The following is a 12,493-nucleotide window of genomic DNA, read 5'->3' on the forward strand; positions in this document are numbered from 1 at the left end:
TCCTGTTTTTCGTAAACTTTATTATATCATATTTATTATTGTCTTTTAAAATAATCTTTTATACTTTAAAACACATTTATACTTTTATAAATTTTAAAATAAATTCATAAAAATAAGAAAATAAACCTAAGTATTGTTTCTCTTAAGTTTATTTTCTTATTTTTATATCTATGTAGATGAATTGTATATAACTATGGAACTTGTTGTAGCTGCATTTGTCGCTATGTTCATGGCTTGATTAATATTTGATATAATTTTATCCATTATTATACTATTAATTTCTATATCATCAATATATTTAGATAATGCAATAACTGCACTAATCATGTTTCTGTATCTTTCTCCTAAAATAAAGTTTCCATACCCTTGATGCTCTTTTAAAGTATCTGATATATATTTAATTTTTTCTATTAAATGTTTTACATCTTTTATATCTATAAGAGCCATAACTCCTATTAGCGGATATCCAAACTCATGAATCTTACATTTATTTTTCTAATTCCTTTTTTATTTCTATACATCTATTAAGTGTTTCCTTGTTTTTGTTAAAAGAAAGAACATGCGATAAACTTTGAAGAGTTCTACGATTATGAAACCCATTTTTCATTAAATACTCATATGCTATTTCCATATTATTCAATTCCTCTTCAATGTCCCTTGCGCTTATTGCAATTATACATGTTATCATGTATTCTTCTACACCTATTGAAAATGGATGATTTTGTATCATAGATTTGTATACATATCTCATTTTTTCTATACACTCATCTATATTTATTTTATTCTTATTTTCAAATATTACATTTGATACTAGTGCTAAACAATCTCCTGAGCAAAATTTATTTAATTTCAACTTTTTATGGATATTTAAAATTTCATCGAAGCTAGACTTGAGATTTGCTTGAAATGATAGTATTATTGCCGTGTTTATTGAACTTTTACCTCTAAAGTCAGAGAATATAGAGGTGTTTTCTCTTATAATTTCCATACTCTCGTTTACTAGATTTGTATTTATTTTTTATCTTTTAGTGTATACTCAAGTGCACATCCATGTATTATTAAGCCCATCCAAGATGATGCATTCACTTTTTCAATGACTCATAGTTGTCTATCAAAAGGTCTAACCTTTTTTCCATAAATCACCTCTACACTTTTTAATTTAATCCTTAATTATTTTCTCATTATATCTACCCATTATAATTTCATCTACATAAATTCCATTTTTTATAGCTGCGTATTTTTTTATACCTTCTTTTTTAAATCCAAAATTTCCATACATATTTATAGCTTTATTATTATCTGGGTATACACCTAATTCAATTCTTGTTAACATAAGCCAATTATCTGCTAAATCTAATATCGCTTCCATTAATTTTTTTCCTATTCCCATACTTTGATACTCTGCGTGTACACTTATTCCTAAACTACCACTATGTCTTAATCTCGGCGATGAGTTCACGTTCAAAGATACAATTCCAACTACTTTTTTATTTTCACTTTCTTTCAATTCAGCTACGAGAATATGTGTATTTAAATCTAGGCTCTCAGTATGCCTCTTTGTTCTATCTAACCTTTCGCTACTTATTGCTAGCATATTTTCCATAACGCCCTTCATTCGTCTTATTTCATTTATATCTTTTGAATCTTCAACTTCAACTGGTCTTATCGTTAATTCCAATCTTTCTCACCTCCTTACTATTATAATATTAATTGTAATATACTTTATTTAATCATGTATAAATAAGAGGTAATTTTTCATTACCTCTTTATTTGTTATATTATTTTTATGCTAAAATCTAAATTTTTAGCCTTTATAATAGTATTTTCATTTAAAATTTTAAAGTCTATGCTTTTATCTCCTTGATATACATTTTCAGCTTTTATTCCGTTAAATATAAGTTTTAAACTTTTATAAGTATTTTCGTACCCATTATTTAAAACTGAACTTTTAAATTCTATATTCTCACCTGAATTTATACAAAACTCATATAAGTTATATTCTCCATCTTTGTATTTGAAATCTTCCCCATTATCTTGATAGTGAGTATACTTGAAATTACTTTCGTATGGATATATATCTAAAGTGAGTTCATCAATTTCCTTTTCTCCTATATAGTTTATACTTGGATAATTTGGTATTATAGAGCCTTCCTTGATATATATAGGACACACATCTAAAGGAGTTTCTTTTATTATATATTGCCCTCCTTTAAGTTTCTTTTTATTCCAATAATCAACCCAATTGCTTCCTTTAGGTAAATATACCATTCTAGCTTTTTTACCTTGTTCTAAAATTGGAGCTACCATAATTTTTTCACCAAACATGAATTGGTCGTTTATTTCATATGTATCAATATCATTTTGATAATGAAGTAGCAAAGGTCTTATAATAGGAAGTCCATTGTCTTCACACTCTTTAAATAAATCATAGATATATGGAATTAATTTATATCTTAATTTGATATATTTTTTATTTATCTCTTCTGTAGTCTTATCAAATGCCCAAGGCTCTTGATCTCTAGAGTATATAGTTGTGTGATTTCTAAATAATGGTGTAAATGTTCCAACTTGTACCCATCTACTTAAAAGCTCTGGAGTAGTATCATATCCAAATCCACCTACATCTGTTCCACAAAACGCCATGCCACTAATCCCTAAATTCATAAGCATAGGTACGCTCATCCTTAAATGTTCCCATGTACTTTGATTATCTCCAGTCCATGCAGTTGAGTACTTTTGTGTACCTGCATAACATGCTCTAGTAACTACAAATGGTCTTTTATTTGTACTTTGCTTGATTCCTTCATAAGTAGCTTTATCCATCATATGCCCATACACATTATGAACTTCTTTATGTTCTACAATTTCTCCATTATTGTTAAACTTTAAATCTAAAGGCAATTCAACCCCTAAATTTGCAGGTTCATTCATATCATTCCAAATTCCTGAAACCCCTATATCTGTTAAAATTTTTTGATTTTCTGCCCACCAATTTCTAACTTCTTTATTTATAAAATCTGGGAAAACAGAGTGTCCTGGCCAAACCCATCCTGTATGTACAATTCCATCTTTATTTGTTGCAAAATACCCTTTTTTAAGTCCTTCATTAAAAATGTTATAATCTTTATCAACTTTTACTCCTGGATCTATAATTGTGACTAGTTTAAATCCATCTTCATTTAGTTTTTTATCATTCTCTTAGGATTTGGGAATTTTTTATCATCCCATGTAAATACTCTAAATCCATTCATGTACTCTATATCCAAATATATGCAATCACATGGAATTTCTTTTTCTCTAAATTTTTTTGAAATTTCCATAACATTTTCTTCTGGACAATAAGCCCATCTACATTGCTGATATCCTAACGTCCACATTTGAGGAAGCGGTGTAGTTCCAGTTAAGTAAGTATATCCTTTTAATACATTTTTTACCGATGGTCCATATATAAAATAGTAATCTATATTTCCATCTATAGCTGCAAAATAGTAATATTTTGAATTTTCCTTACCTAGATCAAAATGAGTTTCAAATGTATTATCAAAGAAAATACCAAAAGCATTTTCTTTTCTAAGATTTATAAAAAATGGTATAGATTTATATAGTTTCTCATAAGTTTCTCCATGTGGGCTTGGATCATCTGTATTCCAATTTAAATAATGGCAGTTCTTTTTATTTAAATGCCCTGTTTTTTCTCCAAATCCATAAAAATACATATCATCCTCTAGCTTCTTTGGCATAAACACTTTAAAGTCCATATGCTCATTAGGTTTATGTCCTTCTTGAATTGCTATGTCTAATCTTCCTGCACAGTTTTTTATAAACGGCTCTCTTTTGCCTCTATAATCCTCACATAGTAATTCTCCTAGTTTATTATATATATCTATCTTAAATTCATCATATATGTTTACAGTCAGTTCACTTGTCTTGATTTGTATGTAGTCATTTATCTCAACCACTTCAAAGTCACAATCTTCAAATTTTAAATTTTCTATAGCATATGAAGCTTGCTTTTTTCTAAATATCGGTGCGAAAAAATTTATTATATTAGAATTTACTATACTTACCTTTGTTTCTATTTTTTCATATTGTATATTTATAATATTGTTTCTTATATTGTAATCTAATATTTTACCAAACATTTTTTCTCCTTTATATTCTACAAGCTGATGTGTTTTACATCAGCTTGCAATTTCATTTTATATACTCTTTATTTCATTAAAAGCGTCTTCTAAATCATTTTCTACTTTTAATATTTCTTCTTTATCAACTTCAACTATTTCTATAATTTGTTTAGCTCTGTGTAGTATTTTTTCAAAATTTTCATCATTTGTTCCTAAATCTTTATATAAAGATTCTAATTCATTGACTTTGTTAATAAAGTTAATTAAAGTTTCTTTATTATCTATAACAGTTATTTTATTAGTATCTAACCCCAAAGCTTCTATTTCGTAAATCCTAGTTGCTCCACCAGAGCCTTGTTCTGATTTATTTATATTAACTTTTATGTACCTAGCTAATTCATAGTTTAAGTCATCATTAGATATTGAACTTGAGTTATTTGAAACATCTTTTATTTTTCTCCAACTTTGACCATCATTACTAACTTCTATATTATACTGAGATGTATTCATACTTTTAGCTTCTCCACCTGCTTCAGCATGACTAATTCTTAATTGTTTTATAATATTTTCTTCCCCTAAGTCAACTTGTATATAGTTTCCACTTTCTCCAAGTGCACACCATTTACTATTTAATTTACCATCAAATGCAAACTTAGCATCTTCATTTTCATTAGTTTTTGCATTTGCAATTGCTTCTTTGTTTAAAGCTAAATTCTTTAATCCATCTTTAGCTTGGCTACTTACAACTATATAATCATCTTTTTTATTTACAGTATCTCCCGCTGGATTTGATACTATCTGTGTTACAGAGTAAACTCCTGGTTTATCAAACTTTATACTCACTTCATTTCCTGTTACTTCTTCATTTTTATTTAGTCCTTCTATTTTCCACTTAACAGTTTCTCCTGCTAAAGATTTATCTTTAAAATTCACAGACTCCCCAGGTAAAACTATCGGTGAGCTAACTTCAAAGTCAGCTTTTGGAGCTTCTAGATCTGGCCATTTCACAGTAATTTTAGCTTCATTTTTTTCTTCACTTTTAAACAAATTACTTATAGGTTTAACTATAAAATTAGATTTAGAATCTAATTGAAGGTCTCTCTCAATATCTTTTACATAAAAAGCATTGGTTGGTGTAGACCCTACTAGTTCTCTATGCCCATCACTATGCTCTAAATATATCTCATAATGGCTAATATTCTTTTTTGATTTATCCCAAGTTAGCCTTGCATTACCATAATAATTATCTATTACTTTAAACTCTTCCACTTTTAAATTTTTTATCTTAGACACTTTGTCTTTAGTATTTTTGTTATTTATAGCTACCTGCCCTAAATTTAAATGATATGAACTAGACGATTCTTTTCCTTCTATAATTAAAGAAATTTCTTTTATTTTTGACTTTTTGAATTGACTTAGAGATGCTTTTGCATCTATCCATTCCCCACTTTGTTTAGATTCTAAGTTAATTATTTTATGCTCACCATTATCTAGTTCAAATTCTAATTTAATATTAGACTTTCCTCCACTTTCTTTGTACTTTATACTAACCTCACTGTTATTAGTTAGCTCTAAATCAGTTGCAAATAATTTGACCTTAGTTGTTCCTCCATTTGCTAAACTTCCATTTATACCTATCGAATTGCCTCCATAATAAGCATTTTTATAATCAATATTAGCAGTTAAATTATTTTTATTGTTATCAATTATCCATCTGTACGTAGGAAGTATATCCATCATTCCTCTATGATTCCAGTCCTTTTCTGATACCTGTAATCCATCGACATTGAAAAATTCACCATTACCCATAGAGAAGTTAGTTACAAATGGTAACTGTGTTATTGGGCTTTTCTCAACTATGTTATTAGAAATACCTTTCCAGTCTTCACTACTCTGACTTCTTGGATCTCCTTTTTCATTAACCCAAAACCTACTTTCTTTTTGTAAAAATTCATCTACTGTTTTTGATGAATCATAAGTCCAAGATGGACAGTATAATCCTAAAGAGGTGTTAGCTTCTTGATTTTTAGGGAATAAGTAATTCCATTTTATAGGCGTATTATATCCATTAGCTTGAACATCAACCCCTGCATACAAATCGTATTTATCTCTTCCCATTTTTTTTGCTAAATCTCCAGACTCTTTAAGCTCATTCCCTGTTACATTATATATAAGTCTATTATCATCATTATTTGGATCTACTACTGAATATCTATCCTCAGTCCACCAAAAATTTAAAAACATACTATCAGATAACTCTTTTCCCTTTTCACCTAAAAAATTCTGATTATATTGATTTAACCTATTTTGCCAAAATACTCTACCATCATCAATCATAGAATCATACCATACGATTTCCATATTTTTTGGCTTTATCTTTTGTAAATATTCTAAAAACTCTTTCATTAAGTCTGCAAGTTCTGGATTTATATAATCTGCTCCCCTATTTCCAGTTTCTTGATTTATAAACCATCCATCAAAATTATAATATTGTGCCACTTCTACTAATTTATGTGCCATTGGAAAACTTCCATCTTTATCTTTAACTAAAAATTCATGCATCCATTCGAATTTTCCTCCATAATCTTCTGGGGGGAAAAATACAGTACCTAAAACCGGAACCCCATTTGTATGTGCTGAATCTATTATATCTGCACTCGGTGGAACTATTAGTCCTTCACCTGCTGACCCTCCCCAGGCCACTAATGTATCAATATATTGCCAGTAGCTAAAATTGTATCCTTCAAATTCAGTTTTACCTTGAGATGGAGTAGAGCTGGTTGTTTTATTGGCTATAGCTAATGATATAACCTTGACTTCATCATTTTGTGAATTTTTAACAACATCTCCTTTTGTCCTTGCTTGTAGTGGAACTGTTCCAATGTTAAACTTAGCATCTTTGTCATTATTTGGACTCCATGCTAAAAGTTCTTTTGGATACCAATATGATGAAAATGGCTGCCCTGTCTCTTCTTGAATTTTCTGATCTGATTCAAGAAGCGCATGTCCTATTATAGGTGTTGATCCAAATAAACTTAACGCTACAATAGTTGATGTAATAGTCTTTTTATATTTCATGTAGATCCCCTTCCATTTATAAAATATTTACTACCTATTTAAATATTTATAAAGTGCTCCTATTTTACCTGAGTCATTTTGAAATTTACAAACATCAATATCTACCATATCAATCACTTCTGGATTTAATAATTCTAAGTTTCTTTTAACATTTTCTATTAAATCCGACCTCACACTTACTCCTCCTCCAATTAAAATCTTCTCTGGAGCGAAACTGTAAGCAATGTTGTAAATTCCTACAGCTAAACTAAAGTAAAACTCTTCTATTTCCTTTTGAACTTCTAAATCTCCACTTTCAGCTAGCTCAAATACTTTTTTCCCATCTAAATTTAATTTTTTTAGTTTATTAACTCTATCAATCAAATTATAGGTAGATCCGAGCCTACTAAATGTTTTATAGTTTAAACTTTGAAGTTCCGACCTTCTGTGTTCTAATATATTTATTCCAAACTCTCCAGCCATACCTCTATGTCCTCTATATAGTTGGTTGTTGATAAACACACCTCCACCAATTCCAGTTCCTATCGTTATGCATACAAAGTTTTTATTATCCATCGCATTACCTTTATACTTTTCAGCCATAGCAACACAATTAACATCATTATCGTATACACATTCAAGTCCTGTATGCTTCTTTATATGCTTATTTAAATACAGATCTTGTAAATCAAATACAGATCCCATGAAATGTATATATCCATCATCATCTATTCCCCCAGGTACACTCATAGCAACTCCATCAATTTCATTTTCTAATTGATAATTTTTTATAATATCAACTAAAAGTTCCAAAGTTTTTCCTTCTCCTTGATGAGGTGTAGGAACTAAATTAGAATCTAACATTTCACCATCTTTATTCATCAAACTATATTTAATATTAGTTCCACCTATATCAAAAACAACATACTTCATCCTCAAATCCCCCTCCACAAGAAATAATGCATTTTTAAATTTTTCCATTATTAATTTTCAAAGTAGTATTATTGGCTATTGACGAAACACTCAAAGTGCGCCTTTTGCACTTCGTGTGAAGGAAATAGCCAATAATACTACGATAAGTCTATATGTAAAATTTAAAATCCATTATTCTCAATCAATTTTTTAAACCAATAAGCACTCTTCTTAGGAGTTCTTTTATATTCATCATTTATATTAACTTCCACAAATCCATATCTATTTTTATATGAGTTTAACCAAGACCAGTTGTCCATAAATGTCCATAAATGATATCCTCTAACATTACATCCTTCTTCAATAGCCTTATGAACATATTTTAAGTGCTCTTTTATAAACTCGATGCGATAGTCATCATTTATTTGTCCATTTACTTTAAACTTTTCTTCACCTTCTACCCCCATGCCATTTTCAGATATATAAAAAGGTATATTATTGTAATTGTCTCTTATGTTAATAGCTAAATCATAAATACCTTTTTCATAAATTTCCCATCCTCTATGAGGATTAATTTTTTTACCTGGCATATCATAGAAATCGAAAAAGCTCTCTGGTGTTAGTATATCTCCTTTTGCACTTTCCTTTGCCTTCACTCTTCTAGGCTGATAATAATTAACACCTAATAAATCTACAGTGTTATTTTTTATAATTTCTAAATCCTCGTTTTTATAAACAGGTATTAAATCATGACTTTTTAAAAATTCTACTAACTCATTAGGAAACTCTCCATGTACAGATGGATCTAAAAACGATCTATTTAATATTAAATCTGCAATATTAGATGCGTTTAAATCTTCTTTTGAATTGCTTCTCGGGTATGAAGGCGTTAAGTTTATTATTATCCCTATTTGCCCTTCTAGATTTAATTTTTTATACTCCATAATAGCTAAAGCACTTGATAGCATTATATGGTATCCAACTTGCACAGCTCTCTTAAAATCCACTACAGCTGGATAGTGGTATTCACCTAGGTATCCACATTCTACAGGTACTATCGGCTCATTATGAGTAAACCAATTTTTAACCCTATCTCCAAATAATTCAAAACATAGCTTTGCAAAGTTTTGATATCTATTTACAACATCACGATTTTCCCATCCTCCTAGTTCTTGTAAATACATCGGCATATCAAAATGAAATAAATTTATAAAAGGTTCTATCTCATTTTCTAAAAGAGTATTAATTACATCATTGTAAAAATCTACAGCTATTTCATTTGTACTTCCATCTGATTTTATAAGCCTAGACCAACTTATTGAAAATCTAAATGAATTGTGTCCTAACTCTTTCATTAATTTTATATCTTCTTTATATTTATAATAAAATTGGCTAGTATTGCTTGGCCCTATTTCATTATGAAATTTCTCTGGTGCTATCTCAAACCAGTAATCCCATATATTTTTTTCTTTTCCTTCGATATCAAATGCACCTTCCATCTGAGTTGCAGAAGAAGCACTCCCCCACCAAAAATCCTTCGGAAATACATAATCCATAGTAGACCTCCATATAAATTATTTTTTACTTTTATCCCACAGTAGTCTAGAATTAATTCACAAAACATCATATTAGCCCAAGAGAACCAATCTCTAGTAAACATATTTGGGTCATTTGGATTAAACCCTTCATGCATTAAGTAAGTCCCTGCATCAGTATTTTTCATTATTTCTATTAATTCTCTTTTTTTGTTTTCATCATCTGTAGTTAATCCTTGCATTGCAAGAGATATATGCCATATATATCCTTCTGGAGTATGTGGACTTCCGACTCCACTAGCATATTTTCCTATATGAAACTCTGAATTTTCAGTGCTAAGTATAAATTTTCTTGTATTTATGTACCTTTCATCATTTAAATCAGCATATCCTAAATAAGGTATTGCTAGTAAACTTGGTAAATTTGCATCATCCATTAAATTGTAATTTCCTAACCCATCAACTTCATAAGCGTATATTTCTCCACATCTTGGGTGATTATAAACTGCATATTTTTCTATTCCTTCATTTATTTCATTTCTTAACATATCTGCTTTTTTAGCTAATACATCATCATTTATTATATTCGTCGCTATTTCGTTTATATAGCCTAATACCACTACTGCAAACATATTAGATGGAACTAGATAGCTATATGTACAAGCATCATCACTTGGTCTAAATCCGCACCAAGTCATTCCAGTTTGTTTGTGAACTGGTCCTTTTCCACTTCTTGCTAGGGTATCTAGTTGTCTACAATCTAATCTTTCAAATAAATACGGTGACTTTTCTTCGTGGTTTTGCTCAACTTTCCATAATTCTATTATTGAATTTGCAGCCTTTACAAATGTTTCATTAAACTGAGAAGTTCTACCTGTATTTTTATATAATAAGTAACTCAACTGTATAGGAAAACATAAAGAATCTATTTCATACTTTCTTTCCCAAACTTCTGGTTTCATATCTGTTAAATCAGTTTGATGCCCCGCCTTATTTGCACTTTCATTAAATGCATTTGCATATGGGTCTATTAATATATATCTAAATTGTCTTTCTACTAACCCCTCTATCATATCTGCTATTTCTTTATCTTCATTAGCTAAAACTAAATATGGTCTAATTTGACAAACAGAGTCTCTAAGCCACATAGCTGGTATGTCCCCAGTCAGTACATATGTAGTATCATCTTCCATTCTCTTAACAGTAGTGTTTATAGTGTTTAAGATACACTTTTCAAACATCTCTGCTATTTTTTTATCATCTTTAAATTTTTCCTTAACTGTTATTATTAGCTTATCTATTGAACTGTACATAATTTCCTCCCATAATTTACATAAGAGGCTACCATATTGATAGCCTCTTTATATAATTTAAATATAATTTTATTATTTTTTATCTGCCATCCATTTATCATATTGAGCTTGTATGTTTTCCATAACTTTATCTATTCCCGCTGCATCTAACTTTTTGTTTAACTCATTTAAATACTTATCTGTATCTACAGATCCTGTAAATAATGGCGATTTAAATTCTTGAACTATGTTTGATATATTAGCTACTTCATTGCTTATCTCTGTGGTATCTACATAGAATCCTAATGTTGGAGAAGCAACCGCTGACTTATTAAACTCTTCATATTGTTCGATTCTATCTTTTGGATCAGTATCGTATGATTTAGTTATAAGTACATTTCCTAAAGCCCAAGATGGCATATTATATCCTTTAGCTTCTTCAGTTTTAGTTATAGTCTTATCTTCATTTGTCTTATAATGTACACCCTCTATACCTCTATCTATTAAGTTTCTTAAATACTCATCTGTATTTAATAAGTTTAAGAACTTAAGAGCCTCATCTGGATGTTGAGATGTTGCAGATATTGACATTACAGATCCAGTAACTGAGTTATTTATAGTTAAAGGATCATGCATTGGTGTATATCCAATTTCGTACCCTGCATTAGATGACCACATTTCCTTAGCTCCTGGTGCATATTGTTCTTTTCTTACGAACCAGTTTTGAACACTCATCTCATGTGGATCAGTATCTGTTGCTGCTTGAGAATGTATGTATCCTTTTTTATAGAAATCTCTTAGTGTATTTAAAGTTTTCTTTACATCTTCTTGTTCATATAGATTTACAATTTTACTTGTATCTCCTTCTAAAGATATTGCAAATGGTAAGTTATCCCCTAATAATAAGTCATACGGCATGTATGGCATGAAGTTTGCTCCTGCCGCCATTGGCATTTTTAAGTCTGGGTTCTTAGCCTTAACTTTTTCTAATACTGGACCTAAATCTTCTAGAGTTTTAACATTTGACATATCTACTCCAGCTTTCTTAGCCATTTCAACATTATATGCCCATCCCATTTGTTGTCCAACTTCTTTATTTGCAGGTATTCCATATAATTTTCCGTTTATAGATGCCCCTTCTAAGAATAATGGGTTTATAGCCTCTTTTAATTCTTTAGCATTTTTATCTAACATTTCATCTGTTATTTCTAAGTATGCTCCCTTTTGTGCATTTATTGAATAATCACTTGCAAATGCTAAATCATATGGCTCTCCTGATGAAGTTATAACTTGCATTTTTTGACCATAATCTCCCCAGTCTACCATTCTTAAATCTATAGTTACACCTATCTTTTCCTTTGTATATTTATTAACTTCTTCCATAACCTTAGCTTGGTCTGGTTGTGGAGTTCCTATCATATACCATACTAATTCTGTGTTTCCATTTGAGTCTTTTGCTGCACCCTTATCATCATTTGAACTACTACATCCCGTAAGAATTGTTGCCCCTAAAGTCGCCGCTAAAAATAAGCTCGATACCTTTTTAAATTTCATATTACTTCCTCCCCAATTT

General features: G+C 29.7%; 7 protein-coding genes and 2 pseudogenes. All 9 read right to left on the reverse strand.

Features of this window, described 5'->3' with window-relative positions:
- Window positions 1–168: 168 nt before the first annotated feature.
- The 9 genes and pseudogenes from LEQ07_RS22790 to LEQ07_RS02065 all read right to left on the reverse strand — a co-directional run bounded on the left by LEQ07_RS22790 (window position 169) and on the right by LEQ07_RS02065 (window position 12,474).
- Window positions 169–988, reverse strand: a pseudogene (locus LEQ07_RS22790) (DUF4003 family protein).
- A gap of 171 nt (window positions 989–1,159) precedes the next feature.
- Window positions 1,160–1,678 (reverse strand): GNAT family N-acetyltransferase, encoded by a 519-nt coding sequence (locus LEQ07_RS02035; protein WP_263329342.1) that lies wholly within the window; start codon window positions 1,676–1,678, stop codon window positions 1,160–1,162.
- A 95-nt stretch (window positions 1,679–1,773) separates the two neighbouring features.
- Window positions 1,774–2,121, reverse strand: a complete 348-nt coding sequence (locus LEQ07_RS22795) for a DUF5110 domain-containing protein (protein ID WP_442952392.1) — start codon at window positions 2,119–2,121, stop codon at window positions 1,774–1,776.
- Between the two features lie 17 nt (window positions 2,122–2,138).
- Window positions 2,139–4,142: pseudogene (locus LEQ07_RS22800) on the reverse strand (TIM-barrel domain-containing protein).
- Between the two features lie 57 nt (window positions 4,143–4,199).
- Window positions 4,200–7,202, reverse strand: a complete 3,003-nt coding sequence (locus LEQ07_RS02045) for an endo-beta-N-acetylglucosaminidase (RefSeq protein WP_263329343.1) — start codon at window positions 7,200–7,202, stop codon at window positions 4,200–4,202.
- A gap of 30 nt (window positions 7,203–7,232) precedes the next feature.
- On the reverse strand, window positions 7,233–8,114 hold the full coding sequence (locus LEQ07_RS02050) for an ROK family protein (RefSeq protein ID WP_263329344.1): 882 nt from the start codon (window positions 8,112–8,114) through the stop codon (window positions 7,233–7,235).
- Between the two features lie 161 nt (window positions 8,115–8,275).
- Window positions 8,276–9,592, reverse strand: a complete 1,317-nt coding sequence (locus LEQ07_RS02055; protein ID WP_263329412.1) for a glycoside hydrolase family 1 protein — start codon at window positions 9,590–9,592, stop codon at window positions 8,276–8,278.
- Window positions 9,529–10,941, reverse strand: a complete 1,413-nt coding sequence (locus LEQ07_RS02060) for a glycoside hydrolase family 125 protein (RefSeq protein ID WP_263329345.1) — start codon at window positions 10,939–10,941, stop codon at window positions 9,529–9,531. The genes LEQ07_RS02055 and LEQ07_RS02060 overlap by 64 nt, the downstream gene beginning before the upstream one ends.
- 72 nt (window positions 10,942–11,013) lie before the next feature.
- Window positions 11,014–12,474 carry an ABC transporter substrate-binding protein gene (locus LEQ07_RS02065; RefSeq protein WP_046823270.1) on the reverse strand — a complete coding sequence of 487 codons (1,461 nt, stop codon included), beginning with the start codon at window positions 12,472–12,474 and terminating at the stop codon, window positions 11,014–11,016.
- Between the last annotated feature and the right edge of the window lie 19 nt (window positions 12,475–12,493).

The organism is Paraclostridium sp. AKS73, from assembly GCF_025671395.1.
In the GTDB taxonomy this organism is placed as follows: Bacteria; Bacillota; Clostridia; order Peptostreptococcales; family Peptostreptococcaceae; genus Paraclostridium; species Paraclostridium benzoelyticum.